A 25,457-nucleotide genomic window follows, 5' to 3' on the forward strand; every position below is an offset into this window, starting at 1 on the left:
GTCGCCCCGGGGTGGCCGACGGGATGAGGTGACACGTGGAGCTGGCGCGGGCGACGAATCGCAGCGTCCGGGTGCGCAACCGGTCGGCCCTGCTGTCCAGAATCTTTCTCGACGGCCCGCTGACCCGGCAGGATCTGGTGCGCGGCACCGGGCTGAGCCAGCCGGCGGTCAGCAACGTCGTCGGCGACCTGATCGACGAGGGCCTGGTGATGGAGGCCGGTGCCGCCGAGTCCGACGGCGGCCGGCCCAGCATGATGCTACGGGTCGTGCCGCGTTACGCCGTCGTGGTCGGGGTGGACGTGGGCGAGACCCGGGTACGCGTCGAGCTGTTCGACCTCGCGATGACCGTGCTTGCCAGCGTGGAGTACCCGCTGGAGCACGGCGGCACCGACCCGGCCACCGTGGCCGGGCACGTGCTGGCCGGCATCGACCGGGTGCTGGCCGACGCCGGAGCGGGTCGCAGCGAGGTGCTCGGCGTCGGGGTCGGCGTCTCCGGGGTCGTCGAGCAGGGCGCGCACGCGGTCGTCGACGCGCAGACCCTGGGCTGGGATCGGGTGCCGCTGCAGCGGTTGATCGCCGAGGGCACCGACCTGCCGCTGCACATCGACAACGGCGCCAAGACCCTCGGCCAGGCCGAGATGTGGTTCGGTGCCGGGCGGGGTGCCCGGCACGCGGTGTTCGCCCTGGTCGGCTCGGGTGTCGGGGCGGCCGTGGTGACCAACGGCGTCACCTACCGGGGCGCGTCCAGCAGCGCCGGCGAGTGGGGGCATACCACCCTGGTCTACGGCGGGCGGCCCTGCCGGTGCGGGGCCCGGGGATGCCTGGAGGCGTACGTCGGCGCCGAGGCGATCATCGACCGGTACCGGGAGGCCCGGCGCGGCCGGCCGGTGCCCGGCGCGGACGAGGAGTCGCAGCTCGCCGCGCTGGTGGCGGCGGCCGGTCGGTCGGAGACCGCGCGCCGGGTGCTGGACGAGACGGCCGGCTACCTGGGTGCCGGAGTGGCCAACCTGATCAACCTGTTCAACCCGGAGCGGGTGGTGCTGGGCGGCTGGGCGGCGATGGCGCTGGGCGGCCTGCTGCCGGCCGTGCGCGAGGCCGCCGCACGTCAGGCACTGCGCCTGCCGTACGCCCAAGCGTCGATCGAGCTGTGCCGCCTGGGCGTGGACGCCGTGGCGCTCGGCGCGGCCACCCTGCCCATCGCACGCCTGCTCGGCACCGGCGGCGCACGCCGCTGATCCACTGACCCGCCGACCGTCACCCCGGTCACGGACCCTCCGCCAGCCACTACGTCGAGTGACGGTCACCGAGGGTCACCGCACTGGTGGATACAGGTCGATGTCTTGACGGCACCGCAACGTCGCCGCAACACTCTTCCGCAAGCGCTCCCGATGGCGGTGCCAACCCGGCGGCATCACCTCACGGCAGCGCGAGCCCGTCCCGAATCCCCGTCGCGCCCGTCGTCAGCAGCCCTCGACCGACAGGCGACGTCATGAAACCTCCCGCACAGCTGGTACCACCCATGCCAGGCCGCCGGACGACCAGCCGGAACCTGCTCGCCGGGCTCACGGTTGCCCTGGTCGCCACACTGGTGGCCGCCCTGGCCCCGACCGTCGGGGCGGCACCCGCGCACGCCGCGCCGGTGCTGCTCTCCCAGGGGCGACCGGCCACCGCCTCCACCACCGAGGGTGGCGCCTTCCCCGCGTCGGCGGCCGTCGACGGCAACTCCGGTACCCGCTGGTCCAGTTCCTTCAGCGACCCGCAGTGGCTCCGGGTCGACCTCGGCAGCCGGGCCACCGTCACCGGAGTAACCCTGGTCTGGGAGGCCGCCCACGCCCGGGCCTTCCAGATCCAGACCTCCGACGACGGTAGCTCCTGGACCACCATCCACAGCACCACCAACGGCACCGGCGGCACCCAGACGCTGGCCGTCAGCGGCGCCGGCCGGTACGTGCGGATGTACGGCACGCAGCGGGCCACCGGCTACGGCTACTCGCTGTGGGAGTTCCAGGTCTTCGGCGAGACCGGCGGCGGACCGGTCGACCCGGTCGAGCCGACCGACCCGCGCAACCCGAACCTCGGCCCGAACACCTTCGTGTTCGACCCGTCCACCCCCACCGCCACCATCCAGAGCCGGCTGAACACCCTCTTCACCCAGCAGGAGACCAACCAGTTCGGCCCGCAGCGCTACGCCGTGCTGTTCCGGCCGGGCAACTACACCGCCGACGTCAACCTCGGCTTCTTCACCCAGGTAGCCGGACTCGGCATGTCGCCGGACGACGTGAATCTCAACGGGCACGTCCGGGTCGAGGCGTCCTGGTTCGGCGGCAACGCCACCCAGAACTTCTGGCGGGCCGCGGAGAACCTGTCGGTCACCCTGCCCGCCGGGGTCAGCGTCGAGCGGTGGGCGGTGTCGCAGGCCGCCCCGTACCGGCGGATGCACCTGCGCGGCGCGCAGAACCAGATCCAGCTCTGGGACGGCTACACCGGCTGGTCCAGCGGCGGCCTGATGGCCGACACCCGCATCGACGGCCTGGTCGTCTCCGGCTCGCAGCAGCAGTGGTACTCGCGCAACAGCGAGTTCGGCAACGGCTGGACCGGCTCGGTCTGGAACATGGTGTTCCAGGGGGTGGCCGGCGCCCCGACACCGAACTTCCCCAACCCCTCGCACACCGTCATCCCGACCACCCCACTGGTCCGGGAGAAGCCGTTCCTCTACGTCGACGGCACCGGCGAGTACCGGGTCTTCGTGCCGGCGCTGCGCACCAACTCCGCCGGCACCAGCTGGTACAACAAGACCCCGGCCGGCTCGTCCATCTCGCTGGCCGACTTCTTCGTCGTCCGGCCGGGCACCTCGGCGGCGACCATCAACAACGCGCTCGCCCAGGGCCGGCACCTGCTGTTCACCCCCGGCGTACACCGGATCACCGAGCCGATCCAGGTCAACCGGGCCAACACGGTGGTCCTCGGCCTCGGCCTGGCCACCATCCAGACCGACAACGGCACGGTCGGAATGCGGGTCGCCGACGTCGACGGGGTCAAGGTTGCCGGCCTCATGTTCGAGGCCGGCACCACCAACTCCCCCGTACTCATGGAGGTCGGACCGGCCGGCTCCGCCGCGAGCCACGCCGCCAACCCCACCTCGCTGCACGACGTCTTCTTCCGCATCGGCGGACCGGGCGTCGGTCGGGCCACCACCAGCCTGGTCGTCAACAGCGACAACGTGATCGGCGATCACATGTGGCTGTGGCGGGCCGACCACGGCGACGGCGTCGGCTGGACGGTCAACACCGCCGACACCGGACTGATCGTCAACGGCGACGACGTGACCATGTACGGCCTCTTCGTCGAGCACTACCAGAAGTTCCAGACCATCTGGAACGGCAACGGCGGACGGACGTACTTCTACCAGAACGAGCTGCCGTACGACCCGCCCAACCAGGCGGCCTGGATGAACGGCTCCACCCGGGGGTACGCCGCATACAAGGTCGCCGACTCGGTGACCAGCCACCAGGCCTGGGGGTTGGGCAGCTACGCCTACTTCAACGTGGACCCGTCGGTGGTCGCCGAACGCTCCTTCGAGGTGCCCAACAACCCCAACGTGCGGTTCACCAACATGGTGACCGTCTCCCTTGGCGGCGTCGGCACGATCAACCGCATGATCAACAACACCGGCAACACGGTCAACACCACCAACCAGGTGTCGTACCTGACCGGGTACCCGTAGGCCGGCGCACGGACGGGCCCGACCGGTGTCACCGGTCGGGCCCACGCCCGCCGCCAACGAACTGGCCGGTGGGTGAGCGGCAGGTTCCCGGCGGACGGTGGCACCGGCCGCCCGTACGCCGTGCCCGCTCGGTCAGCTCGGTAGCCGCGACGGCCCGGGATCGATCGTCACGTCGACCGGGCCGACCCGCAGGATGCCGTCGCTGACCGGCGTGCAGCGGATGCCACCACGGCCGCGCAGCCCGCGCCAGGCGCCGGGGCCGATGGTCACGTCCATCCAGGCGCAGGGGTGCGCCGGCCGGTTCACCCGCAGCCGCACCGGTCCCTGCCCCGAGTCCAGTACCAGCACCGATCCGACCAGCTCGTCCACGGCGATGCCGCTGGTCAGGATGTTGCGCCGGGCCTGCGCGAGGCCGGCGCCCGGCGGGAGCGACTCCGCCGCGATCACGGTCACGCCCGCCTCGCGGTGCGCCGCCTTGCCGAAGTACCGGTCACCCACGATGCCCAGCTCCGCCCGCACCTGGATCTCGTCCACCAACTCATCGACGGGGGCGGGTGCCGGCCCGTCCGCCGGGCGGCCCACGAAGCGGTGCGCCGGAGAGGCCAGCAGCTGGAGGATTTCCGGCATGGCGCCACTCTACGGCCAGCGCTCGCCGTGCCGCCCGGTGAAACCAGGCTCGTTGGTGCCCGCCGCTGGCGGCGGGCACCAACGAGCCGATCAGGTCAGGAGCAGGCGGCTCCGTTGAGGGTGAACTGCGTCGGCGGCGTGTTGGTGCCGTTGTGCGTGGCCTGGAAGCCGAAGCTGACGCTCTGGTTGGCGCCGATGGTGCCGTTCCAGGCGGCGTTACGGGCGGTCACCTGGTTGCCGCTCTGGCTGACCGTGGCGTTCCAGCCGCTGGTGACCTGCTGGCTGCCGGGCCAGGTCCACTGCACCGTCCAGCCGTTGACCGGGCTGGTGCTGGTGTTGGTGACGGTGAGGTTGGCGACGAGGCCGTTGTTCCACGAGTCGGCCGCGTACTGCACTCGGCAGGACGTCGAGCCGGGCGGCGGCGTGGTCGGCGGCGGCGTCGTGGGAGGAGGGGTGGTGGGCGGCGGGGTGGTCGGCGGCGGGGTGGTGGGCGGGGGCGTCGTCGGCGGCGGGGTCGTCGGCGGCGGCGTGCTGCTGGTCAGGCCGAAGAAGTCGATGGCCACGCGGGCCATGCCGGCTGACGGGAGGCTGTGCCCGGCGCCCTGGATGCTGTACGCCTCGACGCGCACCGTGCCGGAGGAGTCGGCGAAGCGACGCCGGTTCCAGTTGGTCTGCGGGGTGTCCGTCGAGGTGGGGGTCTGGCTGAGTCCGGCCACGTTCGTCCACTGCTCGACCCCCTCCTGCAGGAGCTGGAAGGGGATGAGGGTGTCGTTGGTGCCGTGCCAGAGCTGCACCCGGGGTCGTGCTCCGCTGTAGCCGGGGTACGCCTGCCGGACCGCGTCTCCCCACTGCTGCGGGGTGCGGTCCATCCGCCCGTTCACGCACTGGCTGTTGGTGGGCGGGAAGTCCGCCGCGTTGGCGAAGCAGTTGAACGGCACGCCCATGAACGCCGCGCCGGCCTTGAACACGTCCGGGTAGAGCGCCATCAGGGCCTGGGTCATCATCCCGCCGGACGAGCTGCCGGTGGCGTACACCCGCTGCGGGTCGCCGCCGTACTGGCGCTGCGCGTAGCCGACCATCGACATGATGGAGACCGGGTCGCTGCCACCGTCGCGGCGCTTGGACGCCGTCGACCACACGTCGAAGCAGTTGCCGAAGCCGGCCTGCTGGGTCGCCGTGGGATAGATGACGATGTAGCCGAACTGGTCGGCGAGCCTGGCGAACTCACTGCTCGAATAGAAGCCGGAGCCGGATCCTCCGCAGCCGTGCATCGCCACCACGATCGGCGGGTTCGACGGTCGGGAGTCCGGCACGTAGACATGCATCCGCATGTTGCCGGGGTTGCTGCCGAAGCTCGTCACCTCGACCAACGACGCGGCGGAGGCCGGCGACGGGGCCAAGGCGATGCCCGCCACGGCGAGGAGAGCGGCGGCCAGCCAGGCTAGCGCCGCTTTGGTTCGGGTCACTTCTACCTCCGAGATGCGGGAGGTGCTGCCCTGACGGAAACGTTCCGTGCACCTCGTCTTGCCAACGGCACATGTCGCACCAAACCCATGGCTCCCGCGCAACTAATTATGAACTCCTACTGTTGAGATCTACAACATGTGCACGGTCATCGATAGTTTCGGTCGGCACAGGGGGCACCGCCGTTGCGTGCCGGGCTACCCTGGTCGGCGACGGCATCGACGGCGACGACCTGGGCGCCGCCGGGTCCCGCGGTCCCCACCGAGCGGAAGGGGAACGCGCCTGGCAACGGAGCAGCGGTTCGCGAGCAGCGCCGGTGGCGGCCGGCTGACCGTGGAGATCACCGGCAATCCGGACGGGGTTCCGGTCTTCCTCCTACACGGCACTCCCGGCAGTCGCAGCGGACCGAAACCACGCAGCAGTGTCCTCTATCGCTACGGAATCCGGCTGATCAGCTACGACCGTCCCGGGTACGGCGGCTCGACACCCCGCCCCGGTCGGACCGTCGCCGACGCGGCCGAGGACATCGCGACGATCGCGAGACACCTCGGCATCTACCGCTTCTCGGTGGTCGGACGCTCCGGCGGCGGGCCGCACGCGCTGGCCTGCGCGGCGTTGTTACCCGACGCGGTGGCCCGCACGGCGGTGCTGGTGGGCTTCGCCAAGCCCGACGCGGCCGATCTCGAATGGTTCAGCGGGATGGCCGGCAGCAACGTGCGGGACTTCGCCGCGGCGTCCCACGACCGCCTCCTGCTGGTGGAGCGCCTCAAGGAACAGGCGGAACGGACCCGGCGCGACCCGGAGAGCCTGCTGACCCAGTTGGAGACCGACATGACCTGGCCGGACCGGCGCGTGGTCCGGGACCTGGCCATCCGCCGCCTGATCGCGCAGGCGTACCGGGAGGCGCTGCGCAGCGGCCCGCAGGGGTGGATCGACGACGTGCTGGCGCTGCGGCAGGACTGGGGATTCAACCTGTCGGCGATCGGCGGTCCGGTCCGCCTGTGGCACGGCGAACAGGACAACTTCGCACCGGTCAGCCACACCATGTGGCTCGCTCGGCAGATCCGCACCGCCGAGGTCCAGGTCCAGCCCGGCGCCGCCCACTTCGGCGCCGTCGAGATCCTGCCGGAGATGCTGGACTGGCTGTCGAACTGGTGACCGGCGACGGATCAGTACGGGTGCGGGTCGATGACCCGCCGCACCAGCCGGCCCCGCCTCAGTTCCAGCACCGACGGGTGGTGGCTGCCGATCCGGCCCACCACGGCCTCGATCGCCTCGTCAACCTGAGCCTGGTGGTCGACACCGTGGATCCGGCGCAGGATGAGCGCCTGGTTCGCCCGGCAGCGCAGGGTGTGCGGATGGTCCCCGCCGAGCAGCTCGGTCAGCAGGCTGGCGGCGGCGCCCATCAGGGCGAGCGCCTCGTCGTGGTCGTGCCGGTCCGCCTCGATGATCGCCACGTTGATCTGGGCGGCCACGGTGTAGGGATGACGGGGCGCCAGCACGGCCCCGAGCCCGTCCAGCGCCTCCCGGGCCAGCGACCACGCCCTGTCCAGGTCACCCCGCGCCCGTAGCGCGGCGGCGTGGTTGTTGAGGCAGGCCAGGCTGTGCGGATGCCGCTCGCCGAGGTGCCCTACGTGCGCGTCACGCACGGCGCTGGTCTCCGTGTCGGCCTGCTCCCAGTCGCCCAACTCCAGCAGGGTCACCGAGCGACTCAACCGGCAGGCCAGGGTCTCCGGGTGATCTGGTCCGATGAGCTCCGCCAGCCGGTGGTACGCGACCTCCAGCAGCTCACCGGCCTGCGGCGTACGGCCGGCGCTGCGCAGCGAGATGGCCAGGTTGGCGTTGGCCTCGTGCACGAAGCGGGTGTGCTCCCCCAGCACTGCGATGTAGACGTCGCGCACCTGGGTCAGCAGCTCGATCGAGCGCTCGTATTGTCCCGCGTCGCGCAGATCCCGCCCGAGTGAGGTGGCCGACTGCAGGGTGCTGAGGTTGTCCGCGCCGAGCAGCAGCCGGCGCTGCTCGTGGACCTCCTGGTCCAGGCGCAACGCCTCTGCCACGTTGCCGGTGAGCCGATGCGAGACCGCCAGGTTGCTGAGCGCGTTGAGGGTACGCGGATGTTCCTCCCCGAATTCCGTACGCCACGCCCGGTACGTCGCGATGTCCCGCTGCAGGGCCTCGGGGTAGCGGCCCAGCCCGCGCAGGTCACCGCCGAGGCTGCCGGCCGTCATCAGGGTGTCGGCGTGGTCGCGCCCGAGGATCTCGGCCTGCTGCGCGTGGACGGCCTGGTCCAGATCGAAGGAGTCCTGGAACGCTCCCTTGTCGCGCAGCACGTTCGCCTTGTTGAATCGCAGCTGAAGCAGTTGGACCAACAGTTCCTGACGCGCCGGCCCGGTCTCCTCCCGCTCGATCCTGCGGACCCAGCTCTGCTCGACCCGCTCGGCCACCTCCAGCCCACCGTCCGGGTTACCCCGGACGAAGAAGTAGCGGACCTGATCGACGAGCAGCTGCCGGACCGGGGCGAAATCGCAGGCCGTACCGTCGGAGACCTCGACGTGCGGCCACAGCATCCGATACTTGCGCCACTCGTCCTGCAGGTCCACCTCGCCCAGGGTGCGCGCCGCCGCCGCGAGCAGCAGGTGCACCTGGTGCTTGGCCTCCTCGATCTCGTCGGCCGACATCCGGGAGCGCACCACCGTGTGCAGCAGCCGGTGGATCACGATCCGGGCGCTCTCGCGTTCCGAGCCCTGGCTGTCGTACTCGCTCTGCTGGTCCAGGCGAAGCAGCGCCAACCGTTTGATCTGCTCCACCAGCCTGTTGATCATGAGTCGGCTGGTGACGGTCGGGTCGATCGCCCGCAGGTGTTCGGCCATCGCGGTGCTGTAGATGATGTCGAGCGACACCTCCGGAGCCATCACCGAGCAGAGCTGAAGCAGCCGGTAGGCGGCCGGCCGGTGCGTCGCCAACTGGTCGAGCGAGAGCCGCCACGCCGCCTCGACCCGACCGATGTCCGTCTCGGAACCCAGCGCGCCGAGGTTGCCGCGCTCGATCGCCGCCAGGTACTCGGAGACCGGTGAGCGGGTTTCGACCAGCCATGCGGCGGCTGCGGCCACGGCGATCGGCAGGTCGCCCAGTGCCTCCGCGATCCGGTTGGCGTCCCGCTCGCTCAGCGTGCCGAGCAGGCGGCGCAGGTGAACGACGCTCTCCTCCCGGTCGAAGACGTCGACCGCGAACACCTGCGCCTGCTCGCTCCAGCCGGGCCCCTGCGAGGTGATGATGACGTGACCCGGACCGTTGGGCAGCAGCTGCTTGATCCGGGATGGCCGCTCGGCGTTGTCGAAGACCACCAGCCAGCGCAGGCCGGCCTCCCCCCGGGACAACGCCTGCTTCACCGACTGGGCGGCCTCGGGAACGTTGCTGGAGAGGTTGAGTCCGAGTCGCCGGCCGAGATCGTAGAGGCCACCGTCCACATCCGCGGTGTCGTCCGCGTCGATCCACCAGACCACGTCGTAGGCGGCGCGGAACCGGTGCACGTACTCGGTCACGAGTTGGGTCTTGCCGATGCCACCCATGCCCTCCAGCACGACGGGCACGGCCGCGTCGTCCTGTGCCCGCAGCCGCCCGCGCAGCGAGTCGAGCAGCACCTCCCGGCCGGTGAAGAGCGGGTTGCGGGGCGGGGCCTGGAAGACGGTCTGCGGCCGGCCGGGAAAGCGCGGCGCACCGACCAGGAACTCGGCCTTCGGTGGCGGGAAACCGACCAGCCGCAGCACCTGCTCCGCGGCGGCCCGCTCCTCCAGCCGGCCCAGGCGGGTGAAGCTGGCGCTGGTGGCGGGTGTGGCGGCGGCCTGCGTCGCGCCCACGTGCACGGTCAACGGGCGGCGCGTCGCGCGCAGCGTGCCGTTGATCGGGCCCACCTCGACCTCTTCCGGCGACGTGTTGATCACCAGCGGACGGGCGACCGCGGCGAGGCCGTCGAGGCGTCCTCCGACGCCCGGGTCGTGCACCTGGACGCCGGCCTCCCGGAGGATCCAGGAGATCCACTCCGCCCAGACGACGCCCGCCAACTCGTACCGGAGCGTGACCTCCGTCTCGCGGACCGCCGCCATCCGCACGAACTGCTGCTTGACCCGCATCCGGTCGGCCTCGTCCATGCTGGGCAGGCGGGTCACCCGGCCCTCACTGATCACGTCGGTGAGCTTCTCGAAGGCACCGAGCAGATTGCCCGGCGCACCCGAACTGTCCTCGATCGTCGCCAGCGTCTCCTCGTACGCGTAGTAGGCCAGGTAGGGCACCTGGACCTCGGCCCAGTAGCGCTCACGCGCCTGGTCGGCGAGGTGCGCCGGCAGCCCGTCGAAGCGCTGCCGGGCCACCAGCCGGCCGGTGTCCGCCTTGAGCTTCTCGGCCGGGTCGATGCGCATCGCCACCGGCAGCACCCGGATGCGCCGGGGCTGGGTCTTGCGGCTGATCGACTGGGCGACCTCGGCGGCACCCTCGATGCCCTGTTCGCTGAGGGTGAAGCAGGCGACCAGCGTGTCCGGCAGGTGGACCGTGCAGATGTCCGCGACGTCGCTCAGACCCGTGCGGCTGTCAATGAGTGTGAAGTCGTAGGTGCGCTTCATGTCCGCGCGCAGCGCGTCGAAGAACTCGCCGCCGGCCAGCACCTCGTAGAAATGATCCCAGTCGAGGCCGGAGATCGACCGGCTGTAGCTGTGGTTGTGCCGGCCGGTACCCAGGAAGTCCAGCGTGCCGCCGGGCGGCCAGCGCCAGTTGATCGAGAAGGCGTGCCGCCCCACGTTGGCGTATGTGGCGTGCGGGAGTTCGCCGGGCCCGGCCGGGTCGCGACCGGCCGCTTCCTTGGCCGCGCCCTCGTAGCCCACCAGCATGTCGATCACACCGCCGGCCCCACGGAGCATCCCGTCGTGGATGAACGGCCGATAGAAGCGGTGCAGGCCCGGCGACTCCAGATCCCAGTCGACCACCAGCACGCGGTAGCCGTTCGCGGCGAGAATCCACGCCGTGTTCGCCAACGCCATCGTCCGGCCGGTGCCGCCCTTGAAGGAATAGAAGGTGATGATCTGACCGTCCCGCACGTCCGTCATGTCAGCTACTCCTCCGGATGGCTGTTCGAGCGCGGTCGAGGCGGGTACCGGCGTTCCACCAGGTGCTCGTCGTCGAAATGGCGGGTGGCCCGGTCGATCGCCGCCGTGATGACCGCGAGCGGATCGTCCGGCTCGGTCATGATGCGTGGTCGCGGCAGCCGGTGTCGGGCGGCCGGCCGGGCCGGCCGCGCACCCCACACGTCCTCCGCCGGCACCCGGACCGGCTCACCGCCCGTCGGCACCAGCAACGGCTGCATCCAGTCGGGAACCGAGCCCAGCAGCTGCCGCACCCGCGACCGGCCCTCCGGCGTGCCCAGGTTCCGCTCGTCGACCAGCAGCACACCGGGTCGCTCCCCGAGCCGGCCGGGTCCGCGCGAGACGTCGACCGTCCGCACGTCGAACCGGCTCCGGTTGACGCACTCGGCCACCTGCACCGCTACCTCACGCAGGCGGTCGTCACGGAGGTCCCCGGCGGCCGGCCGGCCGCCGTCGCCGGAGCCGGACGCCTGCGGCACGGCCAACGTGGCGATCACGAACGCCGGCCTCGCCGCGCGGGGTGGCGGCTCCGGCCAGCGGGTGTCCACGACGGTGTGCCGGCCCTCCGCCAGCTCGACGATCCAGTCGCCGAGAAACGCGAGCACCCGCTCGTACGCGGCGCGGTCCCAGTGGCGGCGGCTCAGCGCGGCCAGCCCCGTCTCGGCGTACTGCGGCACGTCCGGTAGCAGGGTCCGGGCGGCGTCCCGGGTCGCCCACGCCGCGCCGCCCGGCGGCACCTCCCACAGCACCGGCAGAAGACGGTGCCGTGGTGCACGGGGGTGCGTCGCCGCCGGCTGGCGGAGGAAGACGGCCTGCTCCGCCGTTGCCGTCTCGTCGGTGTCGTAGCACTCCGACCGTAACGCGACGAACACCGCGACGGTCGCCAACACGCGCTCGATCCGACCCGCGTCGGTCGACGATTCGGCGCACGGGCGGAACAGCCCGACGTGCACATCGTCCTGCTCCCTCGGCCGCGCGGCGACCGCCCGGGAAAGGTCTTCGAACACCGCCCGCTCGTAGTAGTCGAGTTCGACGCGCCGGTCCACCGTAGGCGGATGCGCATGGCTGAGGAAGAAACAGAATGGTTGCTGCTCGACAGGCGCTTGGCTCTCCGCCGGCCTCATCGCGACCATCCCAGGTGGGAAGTGGACGAGCCCATTCGCACCGCCACGCCCCTCACCGTCTCGCGCGTCAGGCGAACATCACGATACGTGAAAGGACCAGCACACACCAGCAGCGCAGGGCTCAGCGGTTACGGGTCATCCAGCCGACCGCGAAGTCGACCGATCGGCGCACCGACATGGTCCGTGTCACCGCGTACCCGACTCTGCCTCGGGTCACCAGCGGGTCCGCCGACTGCTCCAACGCCCGACCGATCCGACCGAAGTCGCCGTCGTCGAGATCCAGCCCCTTGAAGTCTCGCCGCACCCGCCGGTCACCGTCGCGCACGAAGCAGGAATAGCCCCGGAACTGTTGGTACGGCAGTCGATACTCCGCCAGGTGGAACGCGGTGCAGGCGGCATAGTCCACACCCAACAACAGCACCGTCGCGTCGAGCTCGTACAGCGCGCCCAGCGGCGACCGGTCCCCCAGGTGACAGTCGAGGTCGTGCACGCGCATCAACTCGACCGCGCCGTGCCCGAGGGCGGCGAAGGAGGTCTGTGGATGCCCGCTGCGGACGGCAGCCGGATCCCGCCGGACCCGCTCGGCGAGCACCCCCATCCCGGACGACGGGGTGCTGGCCGGGTCGAACGCCTCGATCCGATCGACGTGGCGGGCCACCTCGGCCGCCGTCAGTCCGTCGGTCGCCGCCTGGAACTGGGGACTGGAGGTGGAGTTGTAAGCCGTCTGGGTGGGCACCACCACCGCCGCCCGCCCGACCACCTGACGCACGGCGCAGAGCAGCGCCGACACGCCCCCGTCCACCGGGCCGACCGCCCGCATCGACGAGTGCACCAGCACGCTGCGCCCGGCGACGAGGCCGGCCGCCGCCAGCTGCGCGGTGAGCGAGTCCAGCGTGGCCGGTGCCGCCGCCACCGCGGTCACCGCGTCAACGCCTCGGCGATGCGGTGCACGAACCGCTCTCCGGCGGGGGTCAGCGCACCGCAGCGCAGCAGCGCGTCGGCGGCGTCCGCCGTCCACGTCCGGTACTGCTGGTGACGCTGGTGCGCCACGCTGCCCGGCTGTGCCCGTCGCGCCCGGTACCGCCACATCTCGGTGATCGCGAGATGCGCGTAGGTGCCCTGCAGGACGCCCTCGACCGGACGCGGATCCGCACGCCACCCGACGGTCAACCGGCCGGTGTGTTCCGGCGTGTAGAGGTCACAGAGGTCGAGCAGGGCGCCGAGAACGCTGTGCTGGAACTCGTGGACGATCATCATTGCCGTGGCGGGGCCGTCGGCCCGGGCCACGCCGACCGAGGCGAACGCCTGCCGGGCGGTGGAGCTGCGCATCGTCCCGTCCGGATCGTCCATCAGTGGCACCACCGCCCGCAGGCCCATCCGCACGGCGGTGGCCTGGTGCGGCAGGTCCGCCTCGATGGCCTGCCAGGCGGCGGCCATCGCCTCGCCCCATCGAGCGAATGCCGGGGCGGCCACCCGCTCCGCCGCCTTCCAGTCGTGGCAGTCCCGATAGGGGTCGAGATCCTCGAAGAGGATCGTCGAGCCGCCGAACGGCAGCCGGCGGCTGGGCTGCCACCGGCCACCGGACACGTGTGGCTCGGCGGTGTCGGGGTCACCGTCGAAGCGGACCAGCGTCCGGCCGTGTCCGTGGCTGATCGTCCAGGCCCCGGGGGTCACGGTCAGGGTGGCGGACCCGGTCACCGGCTCCGGCAGCGTCACCGCACCGATCGACGGCAGGGAGATCACCCCCGACCGTACCGGGACGTCGAGCTGGACGGTGACGCCGGCCCGCACCGCGGTCGCCGCGGCGACGCAGGACAGGTGGGCGCCGGTGGCCGCGTCGCTGCCGGCCTGCCGCAGCGCGTCGACGGCCCAGACCCGCACGTACGGATGGCGCAGCATCTCGGCGACCGCCTCGGGTGCTTCCTGGTCGAGCCGGGCCAGCAGATCCCAACCGGCCCGGGTGCTCGTCGGCGCGGCGTCGGCGACCGCGACCAGCAGCGCCCGGGTGATCGACAGCTGGGACTCCGCAAGGAACCGCACGGCGTCCGGATCGGTCCGGCCCGAGCCGAGCCGATCCAGCAGGCCGTCGGGCAGATCCCTGCCCTCCTGGTCAACCGGCGCCGGCACCGGTACCGGCTCGACCCCCGCCCGTGCGTTCAAAGACACGATCAGCTCCTTGAGGTCGACGCAGTACGCCGAGGGGTTGTCGAAGCCGGTGCCCGCGCGGTACCGGTGCGCGAAAAGCCCGCCACCGCACTGGCGCACCACGGGGCAGCCGCGGCACTGTGCCGCGAGTCCGGCCAGCCCGGTCTGCCGGCGGGCTATGTCGGGCAGGACCGACACGTCGTCCACGGTGTGCGTGAACACGCTCAGCCCGGTGGCCGGCGCCCCGTCGTACGCGGTCTTCAGCGAGTCGACCTTCTCCCACGTGCCATCGGTCTCGACGACCACCAGGTCTGCCGGGTCGAGGCCGACCCACTCGTTGCCGCTGCGGCCACCGGCCGCCGTGGAGCGCAGGGAGTCGAACAGCCGGATCGGCATCGGCCGGCCGTCGGCCGTCCAGCGGTCGTGCACGGCCAGCAGCCAGTCGGCGTACGGTGTGCCGCGCCCGTCCGGCCGATACGGCGGGTTCGCCCAGGTGGCGTGCGGCAGCAGCAGGTCAAGTCGGGGCGGCTGCGCGGCCCGCAACGCCTCGTACACGGCGATCGGGTCGTTGTCGACGTCGATCGTGCACAGGATTCCGGCGAACTGCCGCCGGTACGCCGTCTGGCGGAGCATCCCGATGCCCCGCATGGCCTGGGCGTGACTGCTGGCTCCGTTGGCGAATCGGCGGTGCCGGTCGTTGGCCGCGCGGTCGCCGTCCAGCGACACGCCCACCTGGACGTCGTACTCCACGAACAGGTCGCAGTACGCCTCGGACAGCCGGACGCCGTTGGACTGCATCCGCAGGTCGAGTCGGCTGACGGGCTCGATCCGCTGCCGCAGCGCCGCCAGGATCTCCCGCATGCGGGTCGGCCCGAGCAGCAGCGGTTCACCGCCGTGCAGTACCACGCTGACGCTCGGCAGGCGGTGCGCCGACGCGTGGTCGGCGATCCGCCCGGCGACCGCCGCCACGGTCCGGGTGTCCATGAACATCGGTTGGCCACGCCAGGTCTGGTCGGCGTGTTCGTAGACGTAGCAGTGGTCGCAGGCGAGGTCACACCGGCTGTGGACCTTCAGCACGTACTGGCTGATCGGCCACGCCACCCCCGGCGAACCGCTGGTCGACACGACGGCCCGCGACTACGCGACGGATCCGAACCGGGCCACCTCCACGGCGCCCGAGGTGGTGTCGCGATGCCGCATGACCTTACGGACGATGTCCGTGGCCCGGTCGACCGGAATCTGGCCCAGCGGTCTGCGCCGCATCTCGGAGAGCCGCTCGGGCATGCTGGCCCCCTGAACCTCAACGATCTCCACGATTTCGCTCTTTCTAACCGGGGGCGCTCCGGTGACCGGCCGCGCGAGGACGACTCGAACCCAGGACACCCCGAAATGGGGATTGGCAATGTGTGGGATGGGGAGACCTTGACCGGCGTGCACCCCAGAATCGGCCTGGGCCTCCAAGCAACAGCATGATTCACGGGCACCGAGGCACAACACCATCCATTTGGCCTAAAGTGCCCGCCCCGGCATGCCGACCGGGCCAGCGCCCGGAACAGTCACCAGTGCGACTCCGGGTGTGACGGTCGCAGTCTATCGAGGAGTTCCCGCGCGGAACGGCTGAGCGCGCCCGAATGTTCGAACGGCTCGATCGCCTCCCGCGCCTCGATCATCGCCGCCGCCCGTCCGGTGCCGTCGAGGACCTGGCAGAGCAGCAGCAGCGACCGCGCCAGCTCCTCGGCCAGCTCCACATTCGCCGGTTCCCTGACCCGCAGTTCACGACGCAGCTGCGCCGCAGCACTGAGCTGCGTCTCCGCGTTGGCCGGGAGCACCTCCGACGCGGTGTACAGCGCCAGCTCACCGAGCCGCTCGTAGCAGGACGCCACGTGCCGGGCGATCTGAATGCTCTCCGGCTCCGCGGCGAGCAGCCGCTCGGCCCGGGTACGGCCGAGTCGGTAGAACCGCTCCGCCTCGCGGACGTCGCCGCGCCGCTGCGCGAGCAGACCGAGGTTGGTGTAGAAGAACAACGCGCCACCGACGAACGTCGCGTTGCGCGGCTCGGTGGCGAGCAGGTCCTCCGCGACAGCCAGGCCCGACTGGTAGTGCCGCCCGGCGTCGTCGAGCCGGAGCTCCTGGACCGCGAGGTCGCCCAGTCCGCCGTGGCACACCAGCAGGTCGTAGGAGAACTCGGTGTTGCGTGGCTGCGAGTCCCGCAACCGTTGCCGGATCTCCAGCGCCAGCTCGTACCGCCGCCTCGCCTCGCCGAAGTGCGACGCCTTGGCGGCGAGATCACCGAGCCGCTCGTAGGAGACCGACAGGTCGCGGGCGAAGGTCACGTTGCCGGGATCGTCGCCCGACAACCGCTCACGAATGCCGTGGCCCCGCTCGTACAGCTCGCTCGCCTCGCTCGCGTGGTCCGCCTCCAGCGCGAGATCGCCGAGCACGTCGTAGGAGATGGACAGGTCCCGAGCGAACGTCAGGTTGGTCGGCTCCTTCTCGACCAGGCGCTCACGGATGGCCAGCACCTGCCGGTACAACCGCTTCGCCCCGGCCCGGTCGCCGGACTCGCGGGTCAGCTCGGCCAGCCGCTGCTGGGACACCGCGAACTCCCGGGCGTAGGTGCTGTTGTCCGGGTGTGCCCGGTACAGGCGCCCACGAATCGCCAGGCCCTTGTCGTACAGCCCACGGGCCAACTCCGGCTGACCGAGCCAGGACGCCAACCGGCCCAGCTTGTTGTACGAGATCGATAGTTCCCGGGCGAACTGGTCGTCGGCGGGGTGGGCCCAGGAGATCCGTTCCCGGATGCCCAGAGCACGGGTGTAGAGGGCCTCCGCGCGTTCGCTCTGGCCGGAGTCCCGGGCCAGGTCACCGATCCTGTTGTACGAGGTGGACAGCTCGATCATCCGGGTGTCGCTGGCCGGGCGGGAGCGGGCCAGATCCTCCATCCGGGCCTGCACCTCGCCGGCCAGCAGCCGTTGCAGACCGATCGCCAGATCGAGGTTGCCCGGCCGGTCGGCACTGCCGCGAGCCCGGGCCTCTGCCCGGTCGACCAGCTGACGGTGGTGATCGAAAAGGGCCGTCGCCACCCGACCCGCCGCGGTCGGGTCGGTCACGGCCAGCCGGGCAAGCAGGTCGAGGCTGCGGGCCACCTGACCGTCGTCGGCCAGCTCGAACACCGTCCCGAGCAGCTTCCGGCCCCCGTCGCGCTGCTGGCCGAGAACCTCGGCGACCAACGCCTCCCCCAGCAGGTCCGGGCGGACCGGGTTGACGTACAACGGCCCGCCGTAGAGCGCCGAGAGCCAGGCCACCGTCTCCCCCCGCAGCGCCGCCCGGCGGTCACCGCGCAGCTCGGGCAGTACCCGCAGCAGCGCGTCGGCCTGCTCGTCGTCCTCGGCGCCGGCGAGGCTGGCCAGGGCGACCGCGTCGCGGCGGGACCGCTCGGCCAGTCCGGCCGGCGCGGGCCCGTTCCAGTGGCGTGCCTCGTGGTCGAGCGCGCGGTCCACCGGGGGCCGGTCGCCGGCGGCTTCCTGCCCCGACAGGGCCCGGTCGAAGGCTTCGAGCAACACCTCCAGCGGTATCTCGTACCGCTTGCCGGTGAGCTGCGGGATCGGCGACGCCGGCGGCGACCTCTCGTCGAACCAGGCGCGCCGGAACGCCTTGAAGGCCGCGTCGTAGAGGTCCCGACGCTCGGCCGGGGGAAGACCACGGATGGCGATCGGGTCGCCGCTGCCGCTCAGGATGGTACGCAGCGCCGGCTCGGCGCCCTTGCCGATCTCCCGGACGACGTCCGCGTTGCCCGCGCCGCTGCGGGCCGCGGTACGGGTCAGCAGGACCACCCGGACCGGCGCGAGTTGGCTGGCGTTGCGGCGCAGCTTGTCGAGCAGCGCCCGCAGCGTGTCGACCGCGATCGCCTCGACGTAGTCGATCACGATCAACCGGGGCAGCGGCAGACCGGCGACCTCCTGCACGGCGCTGTCCAGCGCGGTCAGCTCCGTCCACCGTACGACCAGCCAATCGCGCCGCTCCATCACCCGGCACAGTTCGATGGCGTGGCGGGTCTTGCCGGCACCCCCCACGCCGGCGAAGCGCCACACCTCCATCGCGCTGGGTCGCTCGCACCAGCGCACGGCATGTTTGAGGTCCTCGTCCCGCTGCCGGTAGGGCACCACCCGCGAGTCGGCGAGCAGCATCTCGGCCGGCAGCGAGCCGGGCATCCGCACGAACCCCTCCCAGTCCGGCCGCAGCTCCTCGGGTACCGGCACCGGCACCACGGCGTGCCACGTCCGGCGGTCGGCCAGCACCGCCTCCGTACCCTGCCGGACCAGGTCGCGCCCGTGGTCGACCAACGAGCGGGGTACCCCGGGCAGCTCACCGAGCAACGCGGAGATCGGCGCCGCCCAGCCGCCCAGGTCGCCGTCGCGGCCCCGGGTACCGGTCATCACTCCGACAACCGCCCGGCGGGACGGGCACAGCAGCGGTGCCCCGGACAGGCCAGGGGCTGCCTGGCCCGCCTTGAGCCGGAAGAACCCGTCGCCGTCGACACCTTCGAAGGTGAACCGGGCCGGCGCGCCCGGCGACGGCGCGTTCATCTCCCGGGGCGGGAAGCCATAGGCATGGCAGTCGTCCCCGAGGGGCTCCCCGTTGGCCGCCCACACACACGGATGTCGATCCACCCACGACCGGTCGGGGCGTAGGCGAAGCAGCGCCAGGTCGGGAAACGGCCACAGGGTGGTGCGCTGCGGCGGATCGGAGTGGGCTGTCACCTCGGCCGCTACCGGCGCGTCGCCGACGTCGCCGGCCGCGGGCGTCACCTGGACCTCGTCATGGAAGATCCGTCGGCCGTGGTCGAACACCACATGCGCCGCGGTCGCCACCCAGCCGGGCGCGATGAAGAATCCGCTGCCCAGCAGCGCGCCGTCGGTGTCGCTGACCCGCACGACGTGTCGGCGGAGGTGGCGGGAGGCGACCGGGTTACCACTCGACGGCTGACCGCTCGGGGTCACGAACCGCCTTTCCAGACCAGGGTGACCTTGAATGTGGCCGCGGCGTCGCCGGCCACGATCAGCCCGGTGAGCGGGCCGCCCTTGGCGGTCAGCGACAGGCCGAACTCGACTGTCGCCTCCGCCGGCTTCGCCTGTTGCCAGGCCTGCGCCAACTCGTCGGCGATCGCCTGGATCGTGTCCCGGACACCGTCGAACGAAAGCAGCTTCGACGGCGAGATGTTCTCCGGACCGGCCCCGTCGGCCAGCTCCACGAAGAACTCGACCTCTCCGGACCTGACTTGCTCGGTATGCACCCGTCGGGGTTGATCAGGCTGCATGACGACACCCCCGGTCAACGAAGTCGGCTCACGTTCATGGTTGCACGCCCGCGCACATCGGACCGTCGCCACCGCCGCCGGCCCGGCCGGCCCGGCCACCGTGATTCGCCGGAACGAGATCTGAATATTTACATACCTAACCATTGGCCCATGGTGATCCGGAACGTAGCGTCGGAGTGATCCACCTCGCCGGGCGCTGTTCGCGGATCGCGATCTCCCGGCGGGCGTCACGGGCCACGTGGCGGTAGTGGATCGGCGCTCCGTGCTGTCCTTTCCGAACCCCCGAAGGAGCAGAAGTGCCCCGACACCCCCGCCCGTCTCGTGGACGGCGCCAACTGGCGCTGCTGTTGTCCACGATCCTGGTCGCATCCCTGACGTCGGTCGCGGCGAAACCCGCCGTGGCCGCCCCCGAGGGGGGCGACGCGACAAATCCGATCTTCCTCACCGGACCGAACGAGGGGTCTCCGGAGGAGATCGCCACCCGCTACCTGCGCGCCAACCCCGCACCGCACGGCGTGCGAACCGCGGACCTCGCGGACCTCGCCGTGGCCTCGAGCTACACCAGCCGCCACAACGGGGTCACCCACGTCAACCTGACCCAGCGTCACCAGGAGCTGGAGGTCTTCGGTGCCACCGCGACGGTCAACGTCGCCCGGGACGGCAGCGTCATCTTCGTCGGCGACACGCTCGTGTCCGGCCTCTCGGACGGCGTCTCCGGCACGGTCGAGCTCGACGCGGTCGAGGCGGTGCAGGCCGCGGCCGAGGCGCTCGACCTGGCTGACCCGACGAGCCCCCGGGTGATGAGCCGCACCGGCGACGCCGCCCGACGCACCGTGGTGAGCGGCAGCGGCATCTCCGACCAGCCGATCCCGACCAAGCTGGGGTGGCAGCCGACCGACGACGGACTGCGACTGGCCTGGCAGCTGGTGATCGACGACTCCTCCGACGTGCACCTGTGGAACGCCACGATCGACGCCGAGACCGGTGACCTGCTGGGTGCCGAGGACTGGACCACCCACGAGGACGTACACGAACTCGCCGAGACCCTGGAGCAGGTGTCCGGCCGTGGGCTGGCGCAAGGCCAGGACAGGGGCGAGGGCCACGAGCACGGCAAGGGCCACGGCCACGGCCACGGCCACGGTAAGAAGCTGGGCTCGCCCAACCCCGTCAAGGACGGGTCGAGCTACCGGGTCTACGGCTACCCGACGGAGAGCCCGAACGACGGCCCGCGCCGCCTGGTCACCAACCCGGCGGACGGGCTCGCCTCGCCGTACGGCTGGCACGACACCGACGGCGTGCCAGGCCCCGAGTTCACCACCACGCAGGGCAACAACGTCCACGCATACCAGGACCAGGACAACAACAACGCGGCGGACTTCGGCAGCAGCCCGGACGGCGGACCGAAGCTGACCTTCAACTTCCCGCTCGACCTGACCGGGCACCCGCAGAACTACCGGGACGCGGCCACCGCCAACCTCTTCTACTGGAACAACATCATCCACGACGTCTCGTACCGTTACGGCTTCGACGAGGTGTCCGGCAACTTCCAGGCGGAGAACTACGGGCGCGGCGGCGTCGGTGGTGACTTCGTACGCGCCGAGGCCGCGGACGGCGGCGGCACGAACAACGCGAACTTCTCCACCCCGGCGGTCGACGGCGTGGGCACCCCCCGGATGCAGATGTACCTGTGGCCCGGCAACCAGTTCGGCGCCCAGAACCAGGTCGTGCTCGACGGGGTGGGCTCCTTCGACGCCAGTTGGGCGCGCTACAGCCCGGCACCCACCGTCGCCGGCATCTCCGGGCACCAGTTCGTCTTCGCCGACACCGGCTGCGACGCCGCCGCGTACCCGGACACGCTGCCGGACGGCGGCTGGATCGCCGTGGTCGACGGCGGCACGACGGCCTGCACCTACCTCCTGCGTACCCAGGTCGCCGAGTCCCTCGGCGCCCGGGCGGTGGTGGTCGCGCACAACGCCGCCGGCGCCGCGCCGGTGCTGACCGGGGCGATGACGACCGCGCCGGTCACCATCCCGGCCGTCGCGGTGACCCAGGTCGACGGTGCCGCCATCAAGGCCGCGATCGTCGACGGCACCGTCACCGGCTCGCTGCGCAAGCACCCCGAGCACCCGGGCATCCGGGACGGGGACCTCGACGCCGGAATCGTCATCCACGAGTACGGACACGGCATCTCCAACCGGCTCACCGGCGGTCCGACGATCAACTGTCTGACCGGCAACGAGCAGATGGGTGAGGGCTGGAGCGACTACTTCGCGGTCACCACGTTGCTCGACCCGAAGCTCGACACCGCGGACGGCTCGCGTGGCCTGGTGCCATACATCCTCTTCCAGGACAGCCGCAGCGGCGCCGGCCTGCGGCCCCGGCCGTACTCACGGAACATGGAGATCCAGCCGTTCACCTACGACAGCATCAAGACCGGCGGATGGCTGAACGGCACCTCGCTGGCGGCGCCGCACGGCATCGGCCACGGCTGGGCCGCGGTGTTGTGGGACGTGACCTGGGACCTCATCGACCGGCACGGACTCAACCCCAACGTCTACGGCGGGTGGTCCAGCGGTGGCAACAACCTCGCCATGCAGCTGGTGATGGACGGGCTGAAGATGCAGGGCTGCGGTCCCGGCTTCGTCGTCGGCCGTAACGCCATCATCGCCGCCGACGCGGCCCTCACCGGTGGGGAGAACGCCTGCACGCTGTGGTCCTCCTTCGCCCGCCGTGGGCTCGGCTACAGCGCCGTGCAGGGCACCACCAACCGGGACGACAACACCGAGGCCTTCGACACCCACCCGTCCTGCCGCGGTGACTTCGTCGGACGCGCCGCCCAACCGGCCCTCGACACCCTGACGGCCGGCAGCGCGGCACCGATGAAGTTCAACCTGGCCACCCGGCGCGGCCTGGACATCCTCGCCAACGGATCGCCCTACTCCCGCCTGGTCGACTGCGACACCCTGCAGACCGTCAACCCGGACGGCTCGATCACCCCGCGACCCACCCCCGTCGCGGCCGTCCACCCGGGGAAGTCGAAGCTGTCGGTCAACGCCAAGGGCCAGTACAACTACGTGTGGAAGACCGACGCAAGCTGGGCCGGCACCTGTCGGGAGTTCGTCCTGACCCTCGACGACGGATTCCAGTTCCGCGCCTACTTCGCATTCGTCGCCTGACCGGGTAACACGACAACCCTGGACCGGCGGGGAGCGTTCCGGACGGCGGACGCTCCCCGCCGGTCGCCGCTCGGTCGGCCGTGGGGACCGGGCGGACGGGCCCGGCCCCCACGTTCTCCACCTGTGGTGCTCGGGTCACCGACCGCAGGTCAACACGATCCCGACCGGTGCGGCACTGGTCGCGGCGAGCAGGCCGAAGGTGGTCGTGCCGCCCGGCGCGAGGGTGCCGTTGTACGGGGCGTTGCGGACCGTCACGTCGCGGCCCGCAGCGTCGACCACCCCGCCCCAGACCGACTGCACACGCTCGTCGCCGGACCAGCGCCAGGACACCCGCCAACCATCGAGCGGCACACTGCCGGTGTTGCGCACGGTGACCGTGGCGACGAAACCACTCGCCCAACTGGAGTCGATCACGGCGGTGGCGCCGCAGGAGGACGCCGCCGCGGTCCGCGCCGGCCCCCCGATGAAGTACGGGTCCGGCCGGCCCTCGGCGTCACTGAACCGGAACCAGTACTCGGTGTCCGGCTCCAACCCGCCGATGGTGACGTTACCGCTGCGTTCCGGCCCGGAGACACTCTCGGCCACCGGATCCCGCCCCTGCACGGCGTCGTCACGGCTGGCGAAGAGGCTGACCATGATGGGCGGGTCGTAGCCACAGGGCGGGCTCATGAAGATCGAGTAGCTGACGGTCACGCTCGTGGTGGTGGCTCCGGCGACCCCGCCGGTGATCGGCAGCGCCGGCGGGCACACCAGGGTCGGGGTCGGGGTCGGCGAGGTCGGGCTGGGGACAGCTGGGGTGTCGACGGCACTGGCCGCCCCGGCCCCGGCGACCAGGGCCAGGGTCACGGCGCTCAGCGCCACACCGAACGTGCGAAGCATGATTGTCTCCCTTGGCTGCGAGCACCGGCCGCAACCACGGCGGTGCCGAAACTCGGGCTGCCCATGCCCGGTGGCGGGACGAGGCGCGCGACATCGCGGCCCGCCCCATGAATTCACCCGCTGGACCCGATCCGGTACGGACGCCGCACGATCCAGGCGTCCGCACCCGCCAAGCAGCCCGCACTGGCTCCCGAGTGCGGGTCGAGCCGAGTCTCGCATTCGAAACCCGTCGATTCAACAGTGGACGGGAGGTGCCGCCGCAGACACGGCGGTGACCTCACCCCATGGACTTGGCGCCGTCGATCGACTCCCGGATGATGTCGGCGTGCCCGGCGTGCTGGGCGGTCTCCGCGATGATGTGCAGCAGCACCCGGCGGGCCGACCAACGGGCCCCCGCCTCGAACCAGGGCGCCTCCGGCAGGGGCTGGCTGGCGTTCAGGTCGGGCAGGGTCCGAACCACGTCGTCGGTACGGCGGGCCACCTCGTCGTACCGAGCGAGGACGCCGGCCAGGGTGTCGCCCGGCAGCATCTGGAACGCCTGGGCGTACCGCTCGTAGGCGCTCGGGTCGGCGGGGCGCTCCATCGCGCCGGGACCGTCCAGGATGAAATCGACCCAGTGCTGCTCGGTCTCCGCGACATGCTTGATCAACCCACCGACGCACAACTCGCTCGCCGTGCTGCGGATGCCGGCCTGCTCGTCGATCAGGTCCCGCGCGGTGTTGCGGAGGAAGAAGCGGTGCTGCCTCAGCGCTTGCAGCAGGTCGGCGCGCTCAGCTGTCAGCGTTGCATCCTGCATGGCCTGCCCCTTTTTTCGTCGGCGGTCGGCCCGACGCTACTGGCCGCCACCGACAATCCGCGTTGCTCCGCTGGTCACCGCGTCTGAGGGGTGGCAACACTCTCCGCTTCCACCCACGTCAGTTCGGGCTGGCCAACGCCTCGCGCATCCGGTTGATCTCGACGCCCTGCTCCACCACGACGCTGCCGGCCATCTCGTTGATGATGACGTCGGCACCGAGCGTCAGCGCCTCCCTACCCATCTCGATCGCGCCCTGGTGATGGTCGGTCATCATGGCGACGAACATCTGGTCGAACTCGGCGCCCCGGGCGGCGGTGAGGCGGTTCAACGCCTCCGCCGACTGCATGCCGGACATGCTGTGCCGGTGATCACCGCCGGAGTTGCGGTCCAGGCCCCGGTCCGCCAGCCACGCCTCCAGCACCTTGATCTCCGGCTCCTGGCCCGCCAGGATCCGGTCCGCGATGCTCTTGATCTTCGGGTTCTCGCCCCGCTCCGCCACCAGCCTGGCCATCACCAGCGCCTGCTCGTGGTGCGGAATCATCATGGTGACGAAACGGATGTCGGCGTTGTTGTGCGCCGCGCGCGGCATCGCCGACATCTCGTTGGCCGGCCGGGACTGCGCCGGCTCGCCGGGACGCCCCGGCATCAGCACCGGCGCCGTGCTGTCCGGCAGGCCGGGCAGCTCGATCGGTGCCGGGCTGCCCCCCGTCGCGGCCGGCTTCGAGCCGCCGTCCGGCCACCAGAGGACGATCGCCACCCCGATGGCCAGCACCGCGAGCACGGCCAGTTCGACCAGCAGAATCTTCCGGGATCGCCGGAGAAGCGCCTGGATCCGTACACCTAGCAAAACGTGACTCCCGCCGTGTGTCCGACCTGGCGGGGATGTTAGCGCGGGACCGGCCTGCAACGAGAGGGCCCGGGGCGGCGAAACGCTCGAATGTGCCCCACCTGCGGCGGTTTGCGACCACCCGCTGCCGTTCGTGTTGCGCAACCGTGACCACGAGGGCGGCGATCGACGTACCTCCGGAGGGTTATCTTCCCGCTACCCCGCCCACCTGTGACGAAGGGTGTCC

At 71.3% G+C, this 25,457-nt stretch carries 16 protein-coding genes; 4 read left to right on the forward strand and 12 right to left on the reverse strand.

Translation table 11 applies throughout. The features are described 5' to 3' along the window. The first annotated feature begins 35 nt into the window (after positions 1 to 35). Together BMY89_RS07915 and BMY89_RS07920 are read left to right on the forward strand one after the other, a co-directional pair. Positions 36 to 1,235, forward strand: coding sequence for an ROK family transcriptional regulator (locus BMY89_RS07915; RefSeq protein WP_092377170.1), 1,200 nt, complete (start codon positions 36 to 38; stop codon positions 1,233 to 1,235). A gap of 284 nt (positions 1,236 to 1,519) precedes the next feature. Next, the gene (locus BMY89_RS07920) at positions 1,520 to 3,724 is read left to right on the forward strand and encodes a discoidin domain-containing protein (protein WP_092377174.1); all 2,205 of its coding nucleotides are present in this window, start codon (positions 1,520 to 1,522) and stop codon (positions 3,722 to 3,724) included. Between the two features lie 132 nt (positions 3,725 to 3,856). On the opposite strand, the gene BMY89_RS07925 is transcribed toward BMY89_RS07920, so the two are convergent. Beyond that, positions 3,857 to 4,351 carry a molybdenum cofactor biosysynthesis protein gene (locus BMY89_RS07925; RefSeq protein ID WP_092377177.1) on the reverse strand — a complete coding sequence of 165 codons (495 nt, stop codon included), beginning with the start codon at positions 4,349 to 4,351 and terminating at the stop codon, positions 3,857 to 3,859. Between the two features lie 95 nt (positions 4,352 to 4,446). Then, positions 4,447 to 5,817: an extracellular catalytic domain type 1 short-chain-length polyhydroxyalkanoate depolymerase gene (locus BMY89_RS07930; RefSeq protein WP_170147736.1), complete on the reverse strand. Its 1,371-nt coding sequence runs from the start codon at positions 5,815 to 5,817 to the stop codon at positions 4,447 to 4,449. 331 nt (positions 5,818 to 6,148) lie between these two features. Between BMY89_RS07930 and BMY89_RS07935 the strand changes: the two genes are divergently transcribed. Next, on the forward strand, positions 6,149 to 6,973 hold the full coding sequence (locus BMY89_RS07935; RefSeq protein WP_232521118.1) for an alpha/beta fold hydrolase: 825 nt from the start codon (positions 6,149 to 6,151) through the stop codon (positions 6,971 to 6,973). A gap of 11 nt (positions 6,974 to 6,984) precedes the next feature. On the opposite strand, the gene fxsT is transcribed toward BMY89_RS07935, so the two are convergent. From fxsT to BMY89_RS07965, 7 genes are all read right to left on the reverse strand, one after another. Continuing rightward, the gene (gene fxsT, locus BMY89_RS07940) at positions 6,985 to 10,911 is read right to left on the reverse strand and encodes an FxSxx-COOH system tetratricopeptide repeat protein (RefSeq protein WP_092377183.1); all 3,927 of its coding nucleotides are present in this window, start codon (positions 10,909 to 10,911) and stop codon (positions 6,985 to 6,987) included. 5 nt (positions 10,912 to 10,916) lie between these two features. Continuing rightward, complete coding sequence (locus BMY89_RS07945; RefSeq protein ID WP_092377186.1) at positions 10,917 to 11,993, reverse strand: hypothetical protein; 1,077 nt, start codon at positions 11,991 to 11,993, stop codon at positions 10,917 to 10,919. Between the two features lie 199 nt (positions 11,994 to 12,192). Continuing rightward, positions 12,193 to 12,993: an AAC(3) family N-acetyltransferase gene (locus BMY89_RS07950; RefSeq protein WP_198413972.1), complete on the reverse strand. Its 801-nt coding sequence runs from the start codon at positions 12,991 to 12,993 to the stop codon at positions 12,193 to 12,195. Next, positions 12,990 to 15,341: an FxsB family cyclophane-forming radical SAM/SPASM peptide maturase gene (locus tag BMY89_RS07955; protein WP_232521119.1), complete on the reverse strand. Its 2,352-nt coding sequence runs from the start codon at positions 15,339 to 15,341 to the stop codon at positions 12,990 to 12,992. Before BMY89_RS07955 ends, BMY89_RS07950 begins: the two co-directional genes overlap by 4 nt. A 12-nt stretch (positions 15,342 to 15,353) precedes the next feature. Further along, on the reverse strand, positions 15,354 to 15,530 hold the full coding sequence (locus BMY89_RS30275) for a hypothetical protein (RefSeq protein ID WP_170147735.1): 177 nt from the start codon (positions 15,528 to 15,530) through the stop codon (positions 15,354 to 15,356). A 242-nt stretch (positions 15,531 to 15,772) separates the two neighbouring features. Then, positions 15,773 to 19,216, reverse strand: coding sequence for a tetratricopeptide repeat protein (locus BMY89_RS07960; protein ID WP_092377189.1), 3,444 nt, complete (start codon positions 19,214 to 19,216; stop codon positions 15,773 to 15,775). Continuing rightward, on the reverse strand, positions 19,213 to 19,533 hold the full coding sequence (locus tag BMY89_RS07965; protein ID WP_139217922.1) for a CU044_2847 family protein: 321 nt from the start codon (positions 19,531 to 19,533) through the stop codon (positions 19,213 to 19,215). The genes BMY89_RS07960 and BMY89_RS07965 overlap by 4 nt, the downstream gene beginning before the upstream one ends. A gap of 296 nt (positions 19,534 to 19,829) precedes the next feature. Between BMY89_RS07965 and BMY89_RS07970 the strand changes: the two genes are divergently transcribed. Continuing rightward, complete coding sequence (locus tag BMY89_RS07970) at positions 19,830 to 22,709, forward strand: M36 family metallopeptidase (protein WP_232521120.1); 2,880 nt, start codon at positions 19,830 to 19,832, stop codon at positions 22,707 to 22,709. A gap of 135 nt (positions 22,710 to 22,844) precedes the next feature. Here BMY89_RS07970 and BMY89_RS07975 read toward each other — a convergent pair whose 3' ends face one another. From BMY89_RS07975 to BMY89_RS07985, 3 genes are all read right to left on the reverse strand, one after another. Beyond that, positions 22,845 to 23,588, reverse strand: a complete 744-nt coding sequence (locus BMY89_RS07975) for a cellulose binding domain-containing protein (protein WP_092377197.1) — start codon at positions 23,586 to 23,588, stop codon at positions 22,845 to 22,847. A gap of 277 nt (positions 23,589 to 23,865) precedes the next feature. Next, positions 23,866 to 24,384 (reverse strand): DinB family protein, encoded by a 519-nt coding sequence (locus tag BMY89_RS07980; protein ID WP_092377200.1) that lies wholly within the window; start codon positions 24,382 to 24,384, stop codon positions 23,866 to 23,868. 118 nt (positions 24,385 to 24,502) lie between these two features. Beyond that, entirely contained in the window at positions 24,503 to 25,231 is a 729-nt protein-coding gene (locus BMY89_RS07985) for a DUF305 domain-containing protein (protein WP_232521121.1), read from the reverse strand. Positions 25,232 to 25,457: the final 226 nt, after the last annotated feature.

Source organism: Micromonospora phaseoli, from assembly GCF_900109115.1.
GTDB classification, from domain to species: Bacteria; Actinomycetota; Actinomycetes; order Mycobacteriales; family Micromonosporaceae; genus Micromonospora; species Micromonospora phaseoli.

What these genes read in the sequence shown, in the direction of transcription:
- fxsT (WP_092377183.1), bottom strand. Translation starts at nt 10,911, where the DNA reads ATGACGGACGTGCGGGACGGTCAGATCATCACCTTCTATTCCTTCAAG.
- BMY89_RS07980 (WP_092377200.1), bottom strand. Translation starts at nt 24,384, where the DNA reads ATGCAGGATGCAACGCTGACAGCTGAGCGCGCCGACCTGCTGCAAGCG.
- BMY89_RS07920 (WP_092377174.1), top strand. Translation starts at nt 1,520, where the DNA reads ATGCCAGGCCGCCGGACGACCAGCCGGAACCTGCTCGCCGGGCTCACG.
- BMY89_RS07975 (WP_092377197.1), bottom strand. Translation starts at nt 23,588, where the DNA reads ATGCTTCGCACGTTCGGTGTGGCGCTGAGCGCCGTGACCCTGGCCCTG.
- BMY89_RS07965 (WP_139217922.1), bottom strand. Translation starts at nt 19,533, where the DNA reads ATGCAGCCTGATCAACCCCGACGGGTGCATACCGAGCAAGTCAGGTCC.
- BMY89_RS07925 (WP_092377177.1), bottom strand. Translation starts at nt 4,351, where the DNA reads ATGCCGGAAATCCTCCAGCTGCTGGCCTCTCCGGCGCACCGCTTCGTG.